Source organism: Microbispora sp. H11081 (assembly GCF_012999535.1).
Lineage (GTDB): Bacteria > Actinomycetota > Actinomycetes > Streptosporangiales > Streptosporangiaceae > Microbispora.
Genome location: NZ_JABBWV010000016.1, coordinates 20,985 through 42,902 on the forward strand (window position 1 = coordinate 20,985; position 21,918 = coordinate 42,902).

Sequence of the window (21,918 nt, forward strand, 5' to 3'; positions counted from 1 at the left end):
CCGGCCGGGGACCCCGGCCTCCGCATCGCCCGCCTCGGCGGCGACATGAGCCACAGCCCTCCGATGCCGGCCAGGACGGCGACCACACGAGCGCCCCTCCGGACCTGGGGATCGACCGTCGGCCGCTCCCCAGGTCCGGCTTGCCCCCCGCGTGCCGGCACGTCCGTTACGGAAACCGGCTCCGCTCATCAAACCCGGCGCCCGACCGGCGCACCATGACGTTCAGCCTGACGTTGAGCCTGACGTTGAGCCGGAAGTTGATCGCGGCATAGGGTGTGGACACGTGATCACGGGAGGCTGAGGCGTGGGAGACGCGTTCGGTGCGCTGCTCCGGTCTCACCGGCTCAGGCTCCGCCTCACCCAGGAGGCGCTCGCCGAGCGGGCGGGCATCAGCTCCCGGTCGATCGCCGAGCTCGAACGGGGACGCGGCCGAGGTCCCCGGCCCCGTTCGCTGGAACAACTGGCCACCGCGCTGGACCTGGACGGCCAGGAACGGGAGAGGTTCTTCGCCGCCGGCGACGCCCTGTTTTGGGCCAGCCGCGCCGGCCGGCCCCACCGGACCCCGCCGGTGGAAGACGCCCCCGCCGCCGCTCCCACGTGGAGGCAGCTGCCCCCTGACCTTCCCGACTTCGTCGGACGCGACGAGGAACTCGCGCTGCTCGCCGCGGTCCTCGACCCCCTCAACGACAACGCGAGGCTCGCGGTGCTCTCCGGGCCGCCGGGCGTCGGGAAGACGGCCCTGGCCGTACACGCCGGCCACCGGTTCTCGTCGTGGTTCCCCGACGGGCACCTGTACGCGGCGTTGCGCGGCGCCACCGCCGATCCCGCCGACATCGCCGAGGTGCTCGCCCAGTGGCTGCGGGCCCTGGGCGTGCACGGCTCGGCCCTGCCCGCCGGCGCCGACGCGCGTGCCGCGCTGCTGCGGGACAGGCTGGCAGCGCGGCAGGTGCTTCTCGTCGCTGACGACGCGGGCGGATACCGCCAGGTGGAGCAACTGCTGCCGGCCAAGGGCGTCGCCGTGGTGGTCACCAGCCGGTTGCCGCTGACCGGCCTTCCCGGCGTGACCTCTGTCGACCTGCGACCGCTGCCCGGCCCGACGGCTGTCAGGCTTCTGAGCCGGGTGGCCGGTGAGGATCGCGTACGGGCCGAGCCCGCGGCGGCGAACGAACTGGTCTCCGCGTGCGGCGGGCTGCCCCTGGCCGTACGGATCGCCGGGGCGCGCCTGGCCGCCCGCCCGCACTGGACGGTCGAGTCCTTCAACGAGCGGCTGGCCGACGAACGCCGCCGGCTCGACGAGCTGCGCCACGGCGACCTGGCCGTACGTCCGGGGCTCGGTCTCGCCCTGCGAGGACTCACGCCCGCCGCCGCCCGCGCGTTCGCGCTGCTCGGCGAGCTGGGGGTGCCGTCCTTTCCCGAGTGGTGCGTGGCCGCCCTGCTGGGAGCCGATCCGGCCGTGGGAGCCACCGTCCTCGAAGAACTGCTCGACGCGCGGCTCGTGGAGGCGGTCAGCCCCGATCAGGCCGGGCAGCCGCGATATCGGTTCCACGACATCACCCGGATCTACGCGCGCGAGCGACGGGAAGCCGAGATCGACCAGGCTGAGTGGACGGCCGCGCTGGCCCGCGTCGCCGCCGGCTGGCTGGCCCTCGCCCGGCAGGCGCATGACCGCCTCGACTGCCTGCGCCTCCACCTCGACGACAGGGACCACGCGGCGGACGTCACCGATCAGCGGGCTCGTGCCGTCGCCGCCGAGCGGCCCGTCGAGTGGTTCGAAGCCGAGCGGGAGGCGCTGGCCGTGCTGGTGCCGGCCTGCGCGGAGGCGGGTCTGACCGCGACTGCGCGCTGCCTGGCCGGCTGCGGCGCCGACTTCTACGAGCTGCGGGGATACTACGACGACTGGCAGCGGGCCGTGAGCGTGGCGCGGGCCGCCTGCCGGCAGGCCGGTGATCGCCCCGGCGAGGCGACGATGCTGCGCGGGCTCGGCAGTTGCCTGATCGAGCTGGATGATCCCGACGCCGCCCTTGCGGCTCTGCGCCAGGCACAGGCGCTGGCGGAGGAGATCGGCGACCCGGCCTGCGCCGCCCTGGCCGGCAAGGAGATCGGCTTCACGCTGGGCATCACCGGTCGCCTGCAGGAGGCGGAGGCCGAGCTGCGTACGGCCGTCGAAGGGCTCGGACAGGCCGACCTTCCTCTCGCCATGGCCATCGCGCTGACGAGCCTCGGATTCGTGCTGAGAGAACGGGGCGAGACGGCCGCCGCCGTCGAGGTCGTCGACTCCGCGCTGACCGTCGCCCGCTCATGTGGCGCACGGTTCACGGAGGCGTACGCCCTGCGGGGTCTCGCCGGCGCCCTGCGGGCCTGTCATCGGATCGAGGAGGCGGAGCGCGCCGCCCGCGCGGCCGCCACACTCTTCGAGCAGGTCGGCGACCTGATCGGCGCCGCCCAGAGCCTGCGGGTGCTGGGCGAGACGCTGGCGCACGAACCCCACCGTGTGGACGAGGCGGAACAGGCGCTGGCCGCCGCGGCCGCTCTCTTCCGCGACCAGGGACACCGCTGGGGACTGGCACTCACCGAGCTGAGCCTCGGCGAGATCGAGGCCCGCCATGGTGACCCCCGGGCCGCAGAGCGCCTCCGCCGGTCCCTGCGGTACTGGACCGACGAGCAGGTCCCGGCGCTGCAGGCTCGTACGCTCGTCGCCCTCGCGACCACCGCGGAACAGCGGGACGATCCCGCCGCACGCGAACTGCTGGGGCGGGCGTACGAGCTCTACCGGGCCCTGGAAGCGCCCGCAGCGGCCCAGCTCGCGACACGGCTAGGGATATTCGAAGGCACCGCGTCACCGGCCTGAGCGGCTGAGACCGCACGGACGCGCACGGACGCGCACGACAAGCTTTGGACAAGCCCGCGTGGCTAGCGTGCTCCGCAGCCACTCAAGCGGGGAGTTGCCATGGCTACTTCGGCGCCCATCCGTCCGCGAGTTCGTCCGAGCATGAGAGACAGCGGCTCTTTCCAGGCGGCATGCGGCGCATTGATCGCGTTGGGTGGCGCGCTGACGGCCCTGGTCTTCTACGTGACCTATGCGGAGGGCTGGGTCGACCTGGAGGTCTACCGGGAAGGCGGGGCGGCGGTCCTGCGGGGCGATTCCGTCTACGACCTGGTGGTCGGCAAGTATTCGCTCCAGTTCACCTACACGCCGTTCGGGGCGATGCTGTTCACGCCTCTCGCCCTGGTCGGCATGGAGGCCGCCATCACCCTCTGGGTGCTGGTCTCCATACTCGCCTTCGAGGCGGTGATATGGATCCTCGTCGGCCGCACCGCGGGGCGGAGCCGTCGCCGCCGGGCGACCCACACGTTGCTGGTCGTCATCGCGACGCTCCCCCTGTATCCGGTGATGCTGACGCTGTGGAACGGGCAGATCGGCCTCATCCTGCTGCTGGTGATACTCGCGGATCTGACGCACGGCAATGCGAAATGGCACGGCATAGCAACGGGCATCGCCGCCGGCGTCAAACTCACCGCACTGATCTTCATTCCCTATCTTCTCGTCACGCGTCGCTTCCGGGCCGCCCTGACGGCCGGCGTGAGTTTCCTCTGCACGGTGGCCCTGGGAGCCCTGCTGCTGCCGGCCGATTCGCGGGACTACTGGGGTGGTGCGTTCATGGACACGCACCGGGTGGACGGTCAGGGCACGAACTTCTTCAACCAGTCGCTTCGCGGCGTGCTCGGGTTCCTGCCCGGCTCCTGGCCCACGACGCCTGTCTGGCTGGCCATGTGCGCGGTGGTCGGCGCGGGTGGGCTGCTGATCGCCGCACGGACCGCCAAGAAGGCGGGCGAGCCTGCCGGCATCACCTTGTGCGCCATCGTGGGTCTGCTCGTCTCACCCGTCTCCTGGCCGCACCACTGGGTCTGGTGCGTACCGCTGCTGGTGCTCTGGGCACAGCGTGCTCAGCGCGTCGACGCCCCGCTCGAGAAGGTGGGCGTGGGGGTCACGTGGTTCGTCTTCCTCCTGCCCGGATATGTCACCCTGGCGACGCTCTTCCTGTATCCGGCCCGGGCCGGAATGTGGCTCATGCCGCTGATGAACAGCTATGTAGTCATCGGACTGTCGGCACTGCTGGCGCTCGCGGTCCTTTCCGGCCGGAGCGATCGGCTGCGGCGAGGGCGCACGCCAGGCGACGACGAGCCGCTCTCTGTCGTTCCCGGATACTGATGCGGCGGGAATGGTTTCCGCGCGGCGCCCACCGTTGTAGCTGAAAGTTTCATCGGCACACGGCATTCGCCGCTGCCGAGATAAGCGGTCTCCCCTGAGACCCTCCTGCCCGGAATGCCCTGATCCGACCGGCATCCGCGAGCGCCCCTTGGCGGATCGCGCCGGGTCGCGGTACGCATGACCGGCGGCGACCCGCCGCTGCCCCGACAGCGCACTATGTCGCCGGACGCTCGGCGGCCCTCGCGGCGCCAGGGTGGACGAAGAAGCGCCTCAGGCGCTGCCGCGCGGCGCCCCTCTCGGAGCCTGCCTGTTCCTAGACATCAGTCGGCATACGTCATACGTTTCGTCCGAAATGGCAGCGTCACGTCTGCCACAGGCTCTTTAGGACGTGTTATGGGGCGACCTCGCGCCCCGGCGGCGCGACCGTTGTCAGCGCGGGGCCGGGGTGGACGGCCGGGACTTCCACCACACCGGCAGGCTCGTCCTTCACGTACCGGAGGGCTCGTCGCCATGTCCGCGCGATGGCACACCCCGGCGAGTTCTGCTGAGGCGGGGCGACTTCGCGGCGGAGATCCGCTCGGAACCAGCGAAAGGAACAGAGCGTGAAGTCAGCCCTGTCCACCACTGGAAAGGCGTTAGCAGCGCTCGCGGTGTTCGCCGCCGCGGTGTTGCTGGCGACCTTCACAGGGAGTACCGCGGCCTCGGCAGCCACCCAGGCGACCTACTACGTCGGCCCCGATGGCAACGACTCCAACCCTGGAACGATCACCTCACCGTTCAGAACCCTGCAGCGCGCGAGGGACGTCGTCCGTACGGTGAACGCCAACATGACCGGCGACATCTACGTGTATCTCCGCGGGGGCACCTACTCGGTCGGCAGCACCATCGACTTCACGACGGCCGACTCCGGCACGAACGGATTCCGGGTCGTCTACTCCGCGTACCAGAACGAGACGCCGGTCCTCACCGGAGGCGTCCAGGTGACCGGATGGACGCAGCACAGCGGCAACATCTGGAAAGCCCCGCTGAACCGCGCCAACAAACTCCGTGCGCTCTATGTCAACGACAAGCGCGCGTACATGGCTTCGAAAACGATGAGCTCACAGGGGTGCTACGGCACCTACACCGTCACGGCGGGGCAGGCGTCCTGGGCGTGGGAGTCGGGCTCGCAATGCGCGGGAGCGAAGTACGGCCTGAACGACTTTCCCGCCGTCGCCGCCAACCAGGACGACATCGAAATTGAGACCTCGACGACCTGGACCACGGCCATCGTGGGTGTCCGGCAGGTGACCACTGAGGGCTCGAACCGCATCGCCCTGTTCCAGCAGCCGGGAGCGGCCATCGCGCAGGGCGCCTTCAACGGCAACGCCCAGATCGGCGGCACCCACAAGGTCATGAACGCCTACGAGTTCCTGGACGCGCCGGGCGAGTTCTTCTTCGACAAGACGAGCCGGACCTTGTACTACTACAAGGCGAGTTCGGAGAACATGACGACCGCGGCGGTCTGGGCGCCCAACAACGTGTCCACCCTTCTCAAGGTCGCCGGCGCCTCCACGAGCAACCGTGTCCGGAACATCACGTTCTCCGGCCTCACGGTGCAGCACTCCGACTGGAACCTGTTCAACGTGGCGGGCTCGGTGCTCAAGCAGGCCCAGCAGGGCAACCTCGGCGCGCTCGCCTACGCCAAGCAGAACTTCCACGCCTACTACTACCGCAACGTCGACCTGGCGCCCGGCATGATCCAGATCGAGAACGCCGACGGGCTCGTCCTGCAGAGCAACCGGATACAGCACACCGGCGTCGACGGAATCACCATGGCCAACGACGTGGTGAACACGCGGCTGATCGGCAACTACACCAACGACATCGCCGGATCCGCCATCTCCGTGGGCCATCCGCAGCATGTCTACATCGGCGACTACACCACGTCCAACCGGGAGAAGTACTCCGTCCAGGTCGAAGGCGCGCCCAAGAACATCGAGATAAAGAACAACTACATCTACGACAGCGCCGTGTTGTTCAACGGGCACAGCCCCATCTCGGCGTACTTCGCCGACGGCCTGACCATCCAGCACAATCTCATCGAGAAAACCCCGTGGTCCGGTATAACACTCGGCTGGGGGTGGTGGAACTTCGACGGATCGTCAGGCTCGATCGCGCCCAACCGGCCGACCACCACGGCGAAGAACAACACCATCAGCGACAACCACATCATCGACACGGTGCAGCGCCTCAGCGACACCGCTCCCATTTACACGCTGGGCAGCCAGCCGGGCACCACGATCACGAACAACTACCTGCAGGGCGTCCCGTCCGGTCACAAGTACGGACTCCACCCGGACGAGGGTTCCGCGTACATCACTTTCCGCGACAACGTCCTGAGCGTGGACAAGAACGTCACGTGGCTCATCAACTCCGACGACTGGGGGCGTAAGCACGATCTGAGCATCACGCAGACGTACGGCCCCATCAACAAGGTCTCCAACAAGAACCTGCCGAACAGCACGGTCCAGGACATCATCGTGTCCTCCGACTACGTCTGGCCGTCGCAGGCCTACGGCATCGCCGTGAACTCCGGACTCGAGGACGCGTACCGGAACGTCATCCCCCAGAGCAATCTCTCGCTGCCGGACTACGTCCTGCCCGCCAGCACGTACGTCGGCTCCGGCGTGACATCGATTCCCATCCGGAGCGCCGGCGACGCGAGCAAGACGGTGTGGCTGGCCCCCTCGGGCACGACGTCCTTCGCCGTCGGCAACACGATGACCAGGGCGGGCGGAACCGCGACCTCCATCGCGGTTCCGACGTCGAACGGTGATTATCGGCTCTACGTCGTGGACGCCCAGGGGAACCGTTCCGCCGAGTCGAAGTCGCTCGTCAGGCAGGGGAACGGCGGCGGAAGCGGCCAGCAGAGCGGCTCGATCGTCGGCGGCCAGTCCGGCCGTTGTGTGGACGTCACCGGCGCCTCGGCGACCAACGGCGTCCAGGTCCAGCTGTGGGACTGCAACGGCCAGACCAACCAGCGGTGGACGTACACGTCCGGCAAGCAACTGCAGGTGTTCGGCAACAAGTGCCTGGACGCGTACAACCAGGGCACCTCTAACGGCACCCAGGTGATCATCTGGGACTGCAACGGACAGACGAACCAGCAGTGGAACCTCAACTCCAACGGCACCTTCACCGGTGTGCAGTCCGGGTTGTGCCTGGACGCCAACGGCGCGGGCACCGCCAACGGCACGAAGCTCATTCTGTGGTCGTGCAACGGCGGCTCCAACCAGCAGTGGAGCCTGCGCAGCTGATGTGAGGTCCTACCGGGCCGCGGACGGTCGCACCAGCACCGTCCGCGGCCCGCCCTTCCGGCGACCGGGACCTCCACCGCGGGTCAGGAGTGCTCGGCCCGCAGCCTGCCCAGGGCAGGCACGAAGCGGCCCGTCCGAGACGCGTAGGCCAGGTAGCGCGGGCCGTGCGCACGGATCAGGTAGGGCTCCTCGACGACCCGGACCTGCAGTTGCACCGCCACGACCAGGGTGACGAGCGCGAGCAGGGCCGGCCATGAGGGCATCAGCAGGCCCCAGCCGATCGACGCCGTGGCCATCGCGGTGAAGATCGGATTGCGGGCCACCTGGAACGGGCCGGTGGTCACCAGGGCGGTGGTCTCACGCTCGTCCACTCCGACGCGCCAGGACGCCCCCATGACCGACTGCGAGAACAAGGTGCCTGCGCCGCCCAGAAGAACGAGGGCCGCGCCGGCGATCTGTATCGGGGCGGCGACGAGAGCCGCGACCGGCTCACCGACGCCGGTCAGCGCGAGGATCGGCGTGAGCAGGCCCAGGGCGATCGCGACCGCGAAGAGCGTTCCGGCCCACCACTCGGCCGAGAACACCCGTCCGCGGAAGCCGTTCATGCCCGTACGGCCGGTACGGGCCCGATGGATCCACGCGCGGGCTCCGAAGGCCAGGAACATCAGAACCAGGTAGCTGAGCAGGGAAGCCCAGGCCGCGACGAGCATCCGCATCCTCCTTTCCAGGCAGGCGTCCCGCGCCGAGCGGTCGCCGCGTCGTCGAGTGGTCGACTGGACGGCGAAAGTACAAGCTTTTATGAATTCAGCGCAAGCTGTACTCTCGGCGTACGCCAGTCACCCAGAGCCCCGAGCCCGCGTCTCACTTCGGAGTACATGCATGACTGAATTCATGGGCCGATGTAACGTTTTGGGGGTGTTCACTGTCGCCCCCGACATCGAAGTGCTCGCCCGCTTCGGCCGCGCCCTGGCCGACCCCATTCGCTGCCGGATCCTGATCGCGCTTCGCGAGGCGCCGGCTTACCCCGCCGACCTGGCCGACCTTCTCGGCGTCTCCCGCACCCGGCTGAGCAACCACCTGGCCTGCCTGCGCGACTGCGGCCTGGTAGTCGCCCTGCCCGACGGCCGGAGGACCCGCTACGAACTGGCCGACGAGAGGCTCGGCCACGCACTGGACGACCTGCGGACCGCCGTGATCGCCGTGGCCGCCGACCGGACCTGCGTGGACACGGACCAGAAGGGATGCTGCTGACCTCCTCGATCTCGCTCGGCCTCGCCCCGGCCCACCGCGAGCGGCTGCGGCGGCTGGGCGTGCTGGCGCACCTCGGGCCAGTGGAGCCGGAGCGTCCGCGCCTCAGGACGCGGACGCACCCGCCGGCGGAGTCGTACGTCTCCTGCCATCCGCCGACGGGTGCCTGTCGCGCGCTTCGCGGCGCCGGTTCAGCGGTCGATGAACACCGGGTTGGAGTAGAACCACAGGTCCGACCAGGGGTCGGAGCCACGCGGGTCGGGCTGAGGCTCGAGCTCGTCGGTGTTGGTGCCGCGCACCCGGACGTACATCGGGCCGTCGATGTCGCGCAGCGTGTGCCGGACGACGATCTCGTCCCCTTCACGGCTCCACTGACCCGGGCCGTACCTGCCGGCGACGGCGGTGGTCGGGTTGGTGTCGGAGGAACGATCCGCGGCCGGTCCGGTGACCCGGCCGGTGATGATGTCGATGCGGTTGACGTGCGGGCGCTGCCCCGAGGCGTTGGGCGTGCGGGGTTCGCGGACGCGGACCTCGATCTCGGCGTCGCGGTCACGGCCGCGCAGCGTGAGGGTCTCGCCGACGGTGGCCGACGACCCGTTCGCCTCGGCGTGTTGGGGGGCCTTGCCGGCACGACGGACCGTCAGATCGAGCTGGTCGATCAGGTCGCCGAGGGTCACGAAGATCCGCCCGTTGCGCAGCGCGTCGAGGATGTCCGCGTAGTCCCATCCGGCGTAGACGTACGTCTTGGAGTACTCGCCCGGCCAGAAGTCGCTGCCGCCGTCGTGGTAGTGCACGTGCGAGTCGGAGGTGGAGGTGATCCACCAGCGGCGTCCCTCGCCGAGCAGGGAGTCCCACAGGCCGCCGAGGCGGGCGGTCATCTGGTCGAATCCACCCATCGTCGGGTAGTTGCCGTAGCCGCCGCGACTGCCGTTGGGGTTGATCGTGCCGTCGCGGTTGAGCGTGCCGGCCTGGTGCCCGGGGGCGCCCTCGAAGCCGTGGGCGATGTCGGGTGCGGTGTCGTTCCAATTGCGGAACTCGGCGGGGGTGTCCTGGCCGTACACGCCCAGCCCGGAGGCCGAACGGGCGGGGTGGTTGGCGAAGAGCAGCGGCTTCTGCGGGAGCTGGCTCATGACGCGCAGCGCCTCGAGCATCTTCTGCTCGGTGTTGAAGGCCGGGTCGGCGGGGAAGGGGTCGCGGCTGGAGAATCGGCTCTCCAGGTCGAACAGGATGTCCCGCTCGGCGGCGACCTTGGGGATGATCAGACTGGAGTGGTCGGCCGCCGGGGTGTCCAGCTCCATGCCGTAGAACTGCAGCACGCCGGGCACCTTGCGACGCGCCTCCAGCAGGCTGGGATAACGCTTCTCGGCGTCCAGCTTCGAGTGCTGCGGCCCGCCATGGTCGGTCGAGACGATCCACGCGAGCCCGAACTTCTCAGCGTTGGCCGCGTTGACCGCCAACGGATAGATGGCGTCGCCGGCGATGATCGGGGTGGGCGGGGTCGTGGAGTTGTCGTACCCGACGCTGAACTCGCTGTGCACGTGGTGGTCACCGGCCAGCCACTGGCGGCGGCCACGGGGAAGCCCGGCGCCGGCCCAGGCCGGACCGGCCAGGCCGCTGACGGCGACCGCGCCGACGAGGCCGCCGGTGACGGCGAGCAGCCTGCGTCGCGTCAGAAGGGCGGGGGCCTGTCGCTGATCGTCAGAACCAGGCATTGAGCAGATCCTTTCAGAGTGGTGCTGATCCGCGATCAAGACCATCTGTTGATCATGTAGCTCGCTTGAATGCCTGTTGACCTTGATGGAAACAATGGCCGGCCGATCAGAGGCCGGCCGCGAGCACCGCGACCGGCGCACACGCGGGCGGCAGCGCGCAGGGCATCGGCGTGGATGTGGTGGAAACGCATCCGACAGGACGGGCCGGCGACGCCTGGGATGTCGGCGAGAGGGCCATCCGCCGAATCGAGCCGGCAGCAGGCGGGTCAGTCGTCGAACTCGAAACCGTCCGCCTCGGCGGCTACGACGAGCCGCCGCATTGCGGTCCTGAGCGCCCTGGTCGTGCGGCTGAATCGATGCGCACAAAACCGCTCGTCAAGCCGACGGTCCGCTCTTAGCATGCTTTCTCGGACGAGACACGAGACGGGGTGAGAGTGCGCCTTTCAGAACAGACATGGCCAACATTGATCAGCGAGGTTCGCCTTGACCGCGGCGAGTACCGCGTGGTCCGGCCGGCCCAAGCCGTGAAGCACGCGATGCTGTACGACGGCCGGCTCGGCACGGAGCTCAGCGTGGACAAGCAGGCGGCCATAGCACTCGCGATGGCCTGGGGGCTGGCCGCCCGCTCCCCGCACAGCCTGATCTACCTGCCGCTCCGCACGGCCCGCCCGGCTGACTCGGCGAACCAGGAACGGCTGCTGGATCTGGTCCTGTTGCATCACCGCCTGGCGTTCCCGGTCTCCCGCTGGAAACAGGTCCGCGACCGATTGGGAGCGGGCAGGCCGCATGGCGTGAAACTGCCCCCTCAGGAGTTTCGCCGGCGCCCCGATGCCGATCAGTGGCGGTGGACTCATCAGGGCTTCCGTGATCATCTCCGTTGGGACATCGCCGCGGACACCCTCTTCCTGATCGGCAGCCGCGAAGCCTTCGAGCTGGAGGCAGATCAGGTGCGTGCCCTGGCGGAGGATTGTCCGGAGCATTTCGCGGAGAGTCCCGACGCGCACTGCTGCGCTGAGATCAACCTGGGCCGGATGGGGTACCCGGACCGCCGCCGCCCGTGGGCGGAACTACACGTCGAGTACTGTCAGCACCACCGATAGCGGCGATACCCGTCCTCATCTGCCGGATGTCATGATCGATGCGATGAGCAGCGATGAGGGCTCCGACCCCCTTCTGAACGAGGTTCGCCGACACCACCTGGAGCGGGTGAACGGTGTGCTTCGTCGCCCTGGCATGTACGGCAGGGATGAGATGGCGGAACGGCTTCTGCTGGAGGCGATGGCCGCCGTGGACGGGAGCCTGACGCGGTGGTGGGCGGAGTGCGATCGACTCAGCGAGCGCGACGCGTTCAACGCGCTGGGCGTGGAAGGCGCCTACAGCGACATCCTTCCCGCCGACGCCCTGCGTGAGGCCACGGCCTCCGTCTACGCCGAGATCGCTCATCGTCTCGGCTGGCTGGAGCTGGATCGGGCGCTGTCAGCGGCTGAGCATCAGCGGTTGAGCGCCGACATCGGCGGATGGGTGACGCAGAACCGGACGCTGTCCGAGGTCATCGAGACGTTCGGCCCTCCGTCGCTGTGGATCGGCGGAACCAACCCGTTCTTCCCCAAGACCCTGGGCTACGTCACCGCCAGTCGCGACGACGACCTTATGTGCTTTCACCTGTGGAATGCCTTCGCGGACACCGCGCCCGAGACCGGTCTGCGGGGCGTCCACCCCGAACCGGTGGTGCTCGCCGTACGCCATCGGCCGGGGCCATTTCCCGGCGCGTTCTCGTTCACGCCGGAGGGCCTGCGCCGCAGGCCCAGCGCCGACCAGAGCGATCCGCTCAGGCCGGCCGTCTGGATCTTCCACGGTGACCACGCCCGACACGCCTCCGGCGTGTTCGACACGCTGGATGCAGGACTCGCCTGGGCAGCCGAGCACCAGGTGACCGGGATCCTGGCCGAGTACCCTTACGGCGGCGCCTACGACGTCGCAGTCAGCGAAGGCCGCTTCACGCCCTCGAAGCCTCATCACGGCACCCCCGATCACGTCGCCGCCTTCAGCCCGGGGTTATGTCATATCCACCTGATCGACGGCCGTACGGACTAATGGACGTCAGCACGGCATCACCCGACGCGGGTGGAGTCCATGGTCCAGTTGGTCTCCCAGGTCTGCCCGCCGTCGTAGGAGAATGCCTGCTCCCAGTGGCACGAGTCGGGCGTGATGCCCGACCAGATGAACCGGACGCGGATCGGGCGGCCGTCGTCGGTGTCGTCGGCGTAGAAGGTGCCGACCCCGTCGACGAAACGGCCGACAACCGGGACCGGATCCAGACCGCGCCTGCTGTTGACCCAGTAGATGGACCACTCGTCCCGCTCGGCGTCGTACGTCCGGACCGTCGCGCCGTCGAAGTCCTTGGTGGGCAGCGTGAGCGTGTCGAAGCTGCCCGCGCCGTCGAAGAAGCCGTACGCGACGCAGCGGCCGGGGAACTCCTCCCACTCGTCGCTGCCGACGCCCCGCTTCAGCAGCCTCCGGTTGGCCACGTCCCACCTGCCGACGAGGAAGTCGAAGTTGTTCACAGTCCCGCCCCTTCCGACCGGATGCCGGCCAGGTGGTCGCGGTCCGGGGATTCGCCCCTCGGCTCGAACACCGGCCCGGGCGGGTCGTTGTGATGCCGGTCGTCGACCGCGATCGGGTCGAGCGGCTGTGTGATCTTCTGGATGAACGCCATATCCGGGACAGTACGGCCCATCCACTGACACGTACCGTCAGTGGATGGCGCGCGTCCCGGCTGCTGTCAATCCTTCCGCTGCTCCAGTCGCGGGGGCGCCTTACGGCCCGCCAGCTCGCCGAAGATCTGGGGTGAGTGTCGGCACAATCCGAAGACGTCCTGCCGGTCGGCGGTGGCCGCGTCGAGACGTCGGGCCGCTCGTGGCGATCGCCGTCGGGCGACACGAGGGCGGTGCCGACGCGGCCCGTGCCCCGGTCACCGTGCGCTCGTCCCATGCAGAATGCGGTCCACCACCTCGGCTGCTGAGTAGTCGTCCGGCAGCCCGTCGAGGAAGCCGGTGTCCTGGCCGAGGGTGAGCAGCGGGGGCTCCAGATACCCGTCCGGGCGGCGCTGCCCGAGGCCGATCGCGGCGAGCAGGCCGTTGCACAGGCACCGGCGCTCGGTGGCCTCCTCCATGCGACCGCCCTTGCGGACGTAGGTTTCCACCGGTTCCGCGGGGCAGCGGTAGCCGACCCCGCCGTCCGGCTTCTGATAGGGCGTGCGCAGGTAGCCCAGGTCGCACAACCGGGTCCGCTGCGCGTAGACGCCGGCTTCGGACAGCGTGCCGGGGACCTGGGCGACCTTGAAGGGGAACCCCGCAGGGGAGGCGTGCGGATCGTTGCGGACCTCAAGCGTGCCGTCGGCGGCGCCGCGCAGCAGTCGCCGTCTGAGCTCGTCGTCCAGGCCGGACTCCCGGCAGAGCGCGAATGCCGACCCCACCTGGATCCCGGTAGCCCCCATCTCCAGCGCTCTGGCGAGCCCGTCGGGCGTGCCGTGCCCGCCCGCGAGCCAGAACGGCAGGCCGAGCGCCGCGACCTTGCCGGTGTCCACCTCGTCGCGCGGGCCGTACACAGGTTCACCCGCCTCGTCCAGACGCAGCCGGCCGCGCGGCGGCGCGCTGTGCCCGCCCGCCGACGGCGACTCGATCACGAACCCGTCCGGCCTGGTGCCGGGCGAGCGCGCGAGGTAGGCGGCCAGGACGTGCGAGGAGACGATCGCCATCAGCCGGGGCCGTGCCAGAGGCGGGAGCGACCGGCCGAGCAGCGCCACCGGGTCGAGGCCGACCGTGTACGGCGTCTCGCCGCCGGCCACGGTCACCGAGATCGCCGCCGCCCGGTGCGCCGCGAGATCGTCGAGCAGCCGCGGAATCTCGGCCGGTATACCCGCGCCCATGAGCACGTAGTCGACCCCGGCGAGCATCGCCCCGTAGACCGCGGCCGGCGTGGCCATCTGGATCTTCTCCAGATAATTGACCCCGATCAGGCCGTGGTGCCCTTCCTTTGCGAGCAGGACCTCGGCGAAGTTGGCGACCACGGCCAACTCGTCCGCGGCCTGGTTGTGCCGCAGCCCCAGGCGCGGCACCGGCCGGTACGGCCTGCCGCTGCCGGCCTCGCCAGAACAGAAGTAGCGGGTCAGGACCCGCTCGGCGATCTCGGGCACCGGGAAATGGGCCAGCGCCCGGCGCAGATGCCCTCCCGGATCTCCCTGCTGCAGCCGGCGGGCCAGGGTGACGTCGAGCGCCGTGCCCGACACCACACCGAGCTGACCGGTGCTCGCCACCGCGCGTGCCAGCCGCCAGCCGGACACTCCCACTCCCATCCCGCCCTGTATCAGGACGGGCGGCGCCACCCCTGCGGGCCCGGTCCGCGCTACCGGGAAGGCTTCCATAAGGCAATCGGCGTCGGACAACCCGCACCCCCGAATCTCAGGTCCTCTTATGCGGCCCGCCGGCATTCAGGACGGGCAGGGCCGATCAGGAGTCCACCACGCCCCGCGAGGGGGCTGTAGTGACAAAGGTCCCCGCCGGGGAGACGGTGGTCCTCCTGTCGACCTTTCCGAGAGGCCAGCGCGGCACAGGTGGCGACCAGCGTGGTGCCTGTGTCGGCAGCGCACCGAGGCAGATGACCAGTGACACGAGTTCCCATGCCTGATGGGCGTTCCGCAGTGAGGCACGCAGCATGTGGCCGCCCGAAAAGCGAAAAGCGGGACAAGTAACTACTTGTCCCGCTTCAACGCACTATGGGTGCCCCCTGCAGGATTCGAACCTGCGCACCCGGCTCCGGAGGCCGGTGCTCTATCCCCTGAGCTAAGGGGGCTCAACCGCTGATAAGGCTACCAGCACTTGAAGGCCGTTCGTCACATCAATACGGCCGCCCGGGAGCGGCGGCCCGTAGATCAGCGAAAACCGCGCGCTCACCCCGTCTCGTTGCTAACTTTGCCGCCGTGAGCGAGCTTCTGGGACGCGTGCTGGTCGTGGATGACGACGAGATCATCCGGCAGCTCATAGCGGTCAACCTGACCTTGGAGGGGTTCGAGGTCGAGACGGCCTACGACGGGCAGGACTGCTTGGACCGCGTCCACGACGTGGATCCCGACGTCATCACTCTCGACGTCATGATGCCGCGTCTGGACGGATGGGAGACGGCCACCCGGCTGCGGGAGGACCCGAGCACCCGGCACATCAAGGTCATGCTCATCACGGCCCGGGCCCAGGAGGACGACCGCAGGCGGGGCTACGACATCGGCGTCGACGCCTATCTCACCAAGCCGTTCGACCCTGCCGAGCTGATCCAGATCGTACGGGACCTCGCGGAGGGCCCCGGCTCGGTCTGAGCGGATTGGTCCACGCGCACAGCGGCCGATTGGCCCGGGAACCCGGGCCGGAACGCTTCTAACCTCGGCAAGCGTGATCGATGCCTCGACGTTCCTGGTTTTCGCGGCGACCTCGGCGGCTCTGGTGGCCGTGCCGGGGCCCAACCATCTCTACATCGCCGCCCGGGGGGTCACCCAGGGCCGCCGCGCGGGGGTCGCCTCGGCGCTGGGCGTGGAGACGGGCACGCTGGTCCACATCGCCGCCGCGGCGGCCGGGCTCTCCTATCTGCTCGCGCGGTCCGCGGGGCTGTTCGCCGCGGTGAAGTGGGCCGGTGTCGCCTATCTGGTCTATCTCGGCGTCCGCGCCCTGACCCGCAAGGGCTCGGACGACGACGAGCCGAGGCCGCAGCCGCTGCGCCGGGTCTTCCTCGAAGGCGTCGTCGTCAACGTGCTGAACCCGAAGACCGTGCTGTTCTTCCTGGCGTTCCTGCCCCAGTTCGTGGATCCCTCGGGCGACGTGCCGGGGCAGATCCTCCTTCTCGGGCTGGTCATCGCCGTCATCGGGCTGGCCGCCGATCTCGCGTACGCGCTCACGGCGGGGTCGCTGGGCGGGCGGCTGCGCGCGGGCACGCTCAGGTACGCCTCGGGGCTGGTCTACCTGGCGCTCGCCTTCGTCGCCGCGTTCAGCGGAGCCGGACGTACGGCACGGGGTTGATCAGGCCGGGGTGATCAGGCCCGGCAGGCAGTGACCGTCTCGGCGGCGTCGTCGACGAAGCGGGCGATCCAGGCGGGATCGGCGAGCACGGTCAGATGGCCCCGGCGGGGCACGTGGGTGAGACTGCCGTTGGCGCAGGCCCGCAGGAACGCCTGCTCGTCGGCCCGGAACGGGTCGCGCCTGCCGTTCACGAGCCAGACCCGCCCCTGGTAGCCCGCGAGGTCGGCGAGGGGGTCCTCCGCCGTGACCGCCGTAACGACGGGCGTCACGACCTCGCTGCTGAGCCCGCCCGCGACCGCGGCCTCGCCGACGGCGCCCGGCAGCATCCGGCGCAGCGCGAAGCGGCTCATCCGGTCGGCCCGCTCCGGGTCGCGGGAGGCCAGATGCCCCATGAGCCGGTAGGCGCGTGCGATGGGCCGGTCCGGCCGCGCCGTGCATCCCATCGCCACCAGGCCCGCGACGAGGCCGGGATGCCGTGCGGCGGTGGCGATGCCGACATAGCCCCCGAGGGACATCCCCACGACGAGAGCCCTGCCCCCCAACTCCTCGATCGCCTCCGCGACGACGCGGCAGGCCGCCTCCGTGTCGTACGGCTCGCCGCGCCGGTGACCGTGTCCGGGCAGGTCGGGCGCGGCGGACGGGGCCCGCAGCAACTCCCGGACCGGGGACCACATCGTGCCGCTCATCCGGATCCCGTGGACGAAGACCACCGGCATGCTCATGAAATCCTCCATACGCAATGCAACGCACCGTTGCGTTGCATTTTACTAATAAAACACAACGGTGCGTTGCAGTAGGCTCCCGGCATGGCCCCACGCAAGAAGGACGACATCTTCGACGCCACGCTCACGCTGCTGGCCGAGAAGGGCTACGAGGGCCTGACCATCGAGGGCGTGGCCGAGCGGTCAGGGGTCAACAAGACGACGATCTACCGGTGGTGGCCGTCGAAGGCCGCCCTGCTCGGCACGGCGCTGACCGAGGCGCGGGCGTTCGATTTCGACGCGCCCGACACCGGCAGCCTCCGTGGCGACCTCCGCGCGCTGCTTGACGGCCTGGCGTGGATGCTCACCACTCCCCCGGCTGCGGACATCGCCGTCGCCGCGCTGGGGGCCGCCGCCAACAACCCGGAACTGGCCGCGGCGGCCAAGGGGTTCTTCGCCGACCGGTTCACCCGGGAAGGCCCGATCTTCGAGCGGGCCCGGGAACGCGGCGAGATCGACGACCACGCCGACCCGATGACGATCATGGATCTGCTCGCCGGCGCGGTCTGGCTGCGGGTGGTATTCCGGCAACTGCCTCTGGACGATGGCTTTACCGAGCGGGCGGTGAACGCCGTACTCGATGGGGTAGGGCGGCCAGGGGATCCGGAGGCAGGCCGACCGGCGCCGACCGGCGGCTGACCGACGGACCAGGCCTACCAGAAGGACCGGACCTGCCAGACGGCCTGTCACCGGGCCGGCCAAGCGGGCCGGTGGCGTGCCCCTCGGCTCGTTCGCCGGCGCCGCGCGCTCCACGCGCGGCCATGCGCGGCCGGGCGCGCCCGGCCCATCATTCCCGCGGACGTCCCACGACCTTCGCACGCCCGCTCACGTCGTTCGCGCACAGTCCCAGCCGCGCCGGCCGCGTCAGGCCGCACCGCGTCATGCCGTGCCCCGGCGCGGGACTGGAGGGAGCACACCGATGACCACTTCCAGCAAGCCGCAGAGACATCATGGCAAGCGGCCCCGGCTCCTCCTCGGCGTCGCCGTGGCGGTCACGCTCGCCACCGGCGCCGGCCTCGCCGCGGCCGGCGCCCCTGGCCAGGAGGTCCAGTCGCGGTACGACCGGGCGGGACAGCTCGCGCCGGGCCCGGAGCGGTTCGGCATGACCGAGCTCGCCCTGCTCCAGCTCGGACCGGTCAGGGCGCAGGCACAGCCCAGCCCGTCCGGCGACTACCAGACCTTCACGAGCCAGACGGGCGCGGTGGACTCGGTGCAGAACGGCACGCTCACGGTCGGCGGCCGCACCTACACGGTCAACGAGTCGACGCGGATCGTCGCCGACTACAAGGGCCTGCAGGGGATCCAGCCGGGCGACCAGGTGTGGGTCGTGGGCACGACGGGCGACAAGCCGACGGCGCTCATCGTCGCGGACGCGAGCCGGCCGGCGCTCCCGGGTCACGGCGGCGGCGGGGCGCCGTCGGAGGCGCCGCAGACTCCGCCCGCGCCGGTCACGCCCAGCGGGCCGGCGTCACCGGAGACCGTTCCGCCCACGGAGTGACGTCAACGGAGTGACGTCAACGGAGTGACGTCGCTCGTGGTCCACGGGCGGGGGACCGTCGCGGCCCCCCGCCCGTGCGAGCCTCACGACGTGGCGAACGTGAACCAGTTGAGGTTGACGAAGTCGGCCGGCTGGCCGCTGCTGAACGTCAGATAGACGGTGTGGGTGCCGGTCGTCGGCGCGATGTTCGCCGGGATGGTCGTCCAGCTCTGCCAGCCGCCGGTGTTGCCGACGGCGAAGTCGCCGATCGGAGTGGCGGTGGGGCTGTCGAGCCGCACCTGTACGAGACCGCTCACGCCGCCCGCCGCGCCGGAGGCGACCCTGGCCTTGAACTGCCGTGCCGCCGTCGACCCGAAGTTGACGTTGTCGTAGCGCAGCCAGTCGCCGTTGGAGATGTAGGCGACGTTCTGCCCGCCGCCCGCGTCCTGGGTCGTCTCCGTCTGCGTGCCGCTCTGCGCCTGATAGCTCTCCGCCTGGATGGTCGAGCGGGCGTCCACGCCACCGGGCGGGGGCGAGCTGGGCGATGGCGACGGGCTGCTGGTCGCGCCGCTCTGCCAGACGGCCACGTAGTCGACCACCATCGGGCGTCCGGACACGGTGGCGGAGGTCGGCGTGGAGAATCCGGCGACGCCGTTGGGGAAGCCGCCGCCCATGGCGACGTTGAGCAGGATGAAGTATCCGGCGTGCGAGGTCATGTTCGACCAGGTTGTGGCGTCGAGCTGGTTCTGGCTGACGCTGTGGTACTGCTGGCCGTCGACGTACCACCTGAGCTGGTTGGGGGTGACGCCGCGGTCCCACTCGAACCGGTAGGTGTGGAAGGCCGACTGGCAGGTCGAGCCGGGGCAGGCCCGGCTGTTGCCCAGGCCGTTGGTCTCGTTGCACGCTCCCCCGGGGTTCACCCCGCAGTGCAGCACGCCCCAGGCCGAGTTGATGCCGTTGACGTTCTCCATGATGTCGAACTCGCCGATGGCCGGCCAGTTCTGGTAGTTGCCGCGGTACGGCGAGCCCAGCGCCCAGAAGGCCGGCCAGTAGCCGAGGGCGGCGTCGCCGGTGACGTTCGGCATCTGGATGCGGCCCTCGATGCGCAGGGTCCGCCCGGCCTCGGGCTTGAAGTCCGTACGGCGGGTCTCGATGCGGGCGGAGGTCCAGTTCTGCCCGCTGCCGATCGGGGTGATGCGCAGGTTGCCCGAGCCGTCCAGGCTGACGTTGGCGGGGTTGGCCGTGTAGTTCTGGATCTCACCGGTGCCCCAGTTGGACGGGCCGCCCGGGTAGGAGTGACCGGTGTCGATGATCCAGTTGGTGGACGAGGGGAGCGATCCTGCCGAGCCGTTGAAGTCGTCCGCCCAGACGAGCGACCAGCCGGACGGCGTCCCGGGCACGGACGCGTCTGCGGGCCGTACGGCGAGGGCGGTGACCGCGGCGGCCGCGGCGAGCAGCGCCAGCAGTGAGCGCCGCCATGGGGAGTTGAGCACGCGCATGAGCACCTCTCTCCTCGGTCCGGCCGTCGCGGCGGGGGGATGGGGGTACGGGTGGCCTCACGCGGCGAAGACGGCGGACGTCTTCAGGGCCGGACGGCGGCGTCCGGAGGGGTCGTGAGGGCCCGCGCACCGCGATCGCGGACCGCTTGAGCGCCACTGTTCCCTCCGGTATCACCGAAGTCAAGAGAGTCTGTGAAAATCGAAGAGAGCGTTCTCTCCGACAAAGCGCCTGTGGACGGCACGGACAGAGAGCGCTCTCCCCAGCGCAGGTACCCAGTGCGGGGGCCCCGTGCAGGGCCCCCGGACATGCCGGTGCCCACCCCCAGGAGCCTGGGGGTGGGCACCGGAGTCGCGGGTCTACCTGAGGATCGGGAGGCGGCGGACCAGCGGGGTGGCGGCCCATGCCTTGCCGAGTCCGAGGGTGTCGCCGGCGTTGGCGAGGGCCAGTCCGATCAGGACGATGGCGTAGACGATGTGGTCGTCCATGAACGGGTTGGTGGTCAGGGGCAGTTCGGCCGCCCACATCAGGACCAGGAGCAGTCCGCCGGTGGCGGCGGCGATGCGCATTCCGATGCCCAGGATGAGCGCGGTGCCGATGCCGGCCAGACCGATCATGAACAGCCAGTCGACCCAGGCCTGTCCGGCCAGCGCGTTGAACATGCCGCCCAGAGCGTTGTCGGCGGTCCCCTTCAGGAAGCCGGTGGTCGGGCTGCCGCCGTTGATCCAGGCCTTGGCGGCCGGGGTGGCGAAGCCGAAGCCGAACGTCTTGTCCAGGAAGGCCCACAGGAACACCCAGCCGATGGCGATGCGGGCGGCGGCCCAGGCGAACCGGGCGGGGCCCTGGGTGGTGGTCTGGGGCTCGGTGGCGCCGGTCGTGCCGGCAGCCGCGGCGGGAGCGGTGCGACGGAGGCGGTGCCTCCTGTTGCGCCCTTCGATGGTGGCCATGACCGGCCCCTTTCAGCGTTCACATCTCTCTTCGACACCTCTAGCAAACCGCGCCCACCACCCCCGCCGCTGGTGCCGTACGGCACGCCGGGGTCGTCCCGAGGTCCCGCCCTCATAGGACTTTCGTCAGATCGCGGACAGATCGCCGGCACCTCGCCAGCGGCGTGGTCAGGAGCCCACGCCCCAGCGGTAGGCGCCGTACGCCGTCAGCAGCAGGCTCACCGCGCCGCCCACGGCCCGCCAGGTGTTCCACGTGCTCCACCGGGAGGAGTAGTCCGACCAGATCCGGGCGGCGGCCTCGCCCGGGTCGCCGTGAGCCCCCGCGGCGGCCAGGGCGTCGTTCATCGGCACGTTCACCGCGGCGGTGATCAGCACCACGCCCACGACGTACACGGCGGCCGCCGCGAGGAACGGCCAGGCCGCGCCGGAGTGAGGGGTGGCCAGCAGGAGCGCGCCCGCCCCGGCGGCGGCGACCGGGGCGAGGACGAACGCCCCCAGGAACACCGGGTTCTGGATCTTCACGTTGACGGCGTTCATCGCGTCGATCGCCGAGGAGGCCGGCGCCGCGTTCAGCCCCGGCATGACGCCCACCGAGAACCCGAAGAACGTGCCCGCCATCCCGGCGGTCATGAGCATGGACAGAGCCGCGGCGACGGCGGCCAGGAGAGACGTCATGCCTCCTCCACCGCGCCGCGGCCGCCGAGG

General features: G+C 70.1%; 19 protein-coding genes and 1 tRNA gene. 10 read left to right on the top strand and 10 right to left on the bottom strand.

Annotation, left to right across the window (positions count from 1 at the left end; genetic code table 11):
- Window positions 1-304: 304 nt before the first annotated feature.
- The 3 genes from HHX31_RS28830 to HHX31_RS35850 all read left to right on the top strand — a co-directional run bounded on the left by HHX31_RS28830 (window position 305) and on the right by HHX31_RS35850 (window position 7,509).
- A complete protein-coding gene (locus HHX31_RS28830; RefSeq protein ID WP_169952080.1) occupies window positions 305-2,848 on the top strand; it encodes a helix-turn-helix domain-containing protein in 2,544 nt (847 codons plus the stop codon).
- Between the two features lie 141 nt (window positions 2,849-2,989).
- Complete coding sequence (locus HHX31_RS28835) at window positions 2,990-4,210, top strand: glycosyltransferase 87 family protein (protein WP_169952082.1); 1,221 nt, start codon at window positions 2,990-2,992, stop codon at window positions 4,208-4,210.
- Window positions 4,211-4,812: 602 nt separating this feature from the next.
- Window positions 4,813-7,509: a ricin-type beta-trefoil lectin domain protein gene (locus tag HHX31_RS35850; RefSeq protein WP_169952085.1), complete on the top strand. Its 2,697-nt coding sequence runs from the start codon at window positions 4,813-4,815 to the stop codon at window positions 7,507-7,509.
- 83 nt (window positions 7,510-7,592) lie between these two features.
- Here the strand turns inward: HHX31_RS35850 and HHX31_RS28845 are convergent, their stop codons facing one another.
- Window positions 7,593-8,219: an isoprenylcysteine carboxylmethyltransferase family protein gene (locus HHX31_RS28845; protein WP_169952087.1), complete on the bottom strand. Its 627-nt coding sequence runs from the start codon at window positions 8,217-8,219 to the stop codon at window positions 7,593-7,595.
- Window positions 8,220-8,424: 205 nt separating this feature from the next.
- Here HHX31_RS28845 and HHX31_RS28850 point away from each other — a divergent pair, with 205 nt between their 5' ends.
- Window positions 8,425-8,760: a helix-turn-helix transcriptional regulator gene (locus HHX31_RS28850; RefSeq protein WP_169952089.1), complete on the top strand. Its 336-nt coding sequence runs from the start codon at window positions 8,425-8,427 to the stop codon at window positions 8,758-8,760.
- Window positions 8,761-8,948: 188 nt separating this feature from the next.
- Here HHX31_RS28850 and HHX31_RS28855 read toward each other — a convergent pair whose 3' ends face one another.
- Window positions 8,949-10,469 (bottom strand): phosphoesterase, encoded by a 1,521-nt coding sequence (locus HHX31_RS28855; protein WP_169952091.1) that lies wholly within the window; start codon window positions 10,467-10,469, stop codon window positions 8,949-8,951.
- A gap of 464 nt (window positions 10,470-10,933) precedes the next feature.
- On the opposite strand from HHX31_RS28855, the gene HHX31_RS28860 reads away from it, so the two are divergent.
- The gene (locus tag HHX31_RS28860) at window positions 10,934-11,569 is read left to right on the top strand and encodes a hypothetical protein (protein WP_211590473.1); all 636 of its coding nucleotides are present in this window, start codon (window positions 10,934-10,936) and stop codon (window positions 11,567-11,569) included.
- A 43-nt stretch (window positions 11,570-11,612) separates the two neighbouring features.
- Window positions 11,613-12,563 carry a hypothetical protein gene (locus tag HHX31_RS28865; RefSeq protein ID WP_169952095.1) on the top strand — a complete coding sequence of 317 codons (951 nt, stop codon included), beginning with the start codon at window positions 11,613-11,615 and terminating at the stop codon, window positions 12,561-12,563.
- Window positions 12,564-12,580: 17 nt separating this feature from the next.
- Here HHX31_RS28865 and HHX31_RS28870 read toward each other — a convergent pair whose 3' ends face one another.
- From HHX31_RS28870 to HHX31_RS28885, 4 genes are all read right to left on the bottom strand, one after another.
- Window positions 12,581-13,033: a hypothetical protein gene (locus HHX31_RS28870; RefSeq protein WP_169952097.1), complete on the bottom strand. Its 453-nt coding sequence runs from the start codon at window positions 13,031-13,033 to the stop codon at window positions 12,581-12,583.
- Window positions 13,030-13,185: a hypothetical protein gene (locus HHX31_RS28875; protein WP_169952099.1), complete on the bottom strand. Its 156-nt coding sequence runs from the start codon at window positions 13,183-13,185 to the stop codon at window positions 13,030-13,032. Before HHX31_RS28875 ends, HHX31_RS28870 begins: the two co-directional genes overlap by 4 nt.
- 255 nt (window positions 13,186-13,440) lie before the next feature.
- Window positions 13,441-14,823: a nitronate monooxygenase gene (locus HHX31_RS28880; protein ID WP_249346911.1), complete on the bottom strand. Its 1,383-nt coding sequence runs from the start codon at window positions 14,821-14,823 to the stop codon at window positions 13,441-13,443.
- Window positions 14,824-15,248: 425 nt separating this feature from the next.
- Window positions 15,249-15,320: transfer RNA gene (locus HHX31_RS28885), tRNA-Arg, on the bottom strand.
- Window positions 15,321-15,468: 148 nt separating this feature from the next.
- Here HHX31_RS28885 and HHX31_RS28890 point away from each other — a divergent pair.
- Both HHX31_RS28890 and HHX31_RS28895 read left to right on the top strand, forming a co-directional pair.
- Entirely contained in the window at window positions 15,469-15,837 is a 369-nt protein-coding gene (locus HHX31_RS28890; RefSeq protein WP_169952263.1) for a response regulator, read from the top strand.
- Window positions 15,838-15,910: 73 nt separating this feature from the next.
- Complete coding sequence (locus HHX31_RS28895; protein ID WP_169952103.1) at window positions 15,911-16,531, top strand: LysE family translocator; 621 nt, start codon at window positions 15,911-15,913, stop codon at window positions 16,529-16,531.
- 14 nt (window positions 16,532-16,545) lie between these two features.
- Here HHX31_RS28895 and HHX31_RS28900 read toward each other — a convergent pair whose 3' ends face one another.
- Window positions 16,546-17,253 (bottom strand): alpha/beta fold hydrolase, encoded by a 708-nt coding sequence (locus HHX31_RS28900; protein WP_249346914.1) that lies wholly within the window; start codon window positions 17,251-17,253, stop codon window positions 16,546-16,548.
- Between the two features lie 84 nt (window positions 17,254-17,337).
- Between HHX31_RS28900 and HHX31_RS28905 the strand changes: the two genes are divergently transcribed.
- Both HHX31_RS28905 and HHX31_RS28910 read left to right on the top strand, forming a co-directional pair.
- Window positions 17,338-17,931 carry a TetR/AcrR family transcriptional regulator gene (locus HHX31_RS28905; protein WP_169952105.1) on the top strand — a complete coding sequence of 198 codons (594 nt, stop codon included), beginning with the start codon at window positions 17,338-17,340 and terminating at the stop codon, window positions 17,929-17,931.
- Between the two features lie 280 nt (window positions 17,932-18,211).
- Entirely contained in the window at window positions 18,212-18,790 is a 579-nt protein-coding gene (locus HHX31_RS28910; protein ID WP_169952107.1) for a DUF5666 domain-containing protein, read from the top strand.
- 83 nt (window positions 18,791-18,873) lie between these two features.
- Here HHX31_RS28910 and HHX31_RS28915 read toward each other — a convergent pair whose 3' ends face one another.
- From HHX31_RS28915 to HHX31_RS28925, 3 genes are all read right to left on the bottom strand, one after another.
- Entirely contained in the window at window positions 18,874-20,268 is a 1,395-nt protein-coding gene (locus HHX31_RS28915; protein ID WP_169952109.1) for a glycoside hydrolase family 16 protein, read from the bottom strand.
- Window positions 20,269-20,625: 357 nt separating this feature from the next.
- The gene (locus HHX31_RS28920) at window positions 20,626-21,213 is read right to left on the bottom strand and encodes a hypothetical protein (protein WP_249346916.1); all 588 of its coding nucleotides are present in this window, start codon (window positions 21,211-21,213) and stop codon (window positions 20,626-20,628) included.
- Window positions 21,214-21,381: 168 nt separating this feature from the next.
- Window positions 21,382-21,888 (bottom strand): DUF1772 domain-containing protein, encoded by a 507-nt coding sequence (locus HHX31_RS28925; RefSeq protein ID WP_169952111.1) that lies wholly within the window; start codon window positions 21,886-21,888, stop codon window positions 21,382-21,384.
- Window positions 21,889-21,918 lie beyond the last annotated feature (30 nt).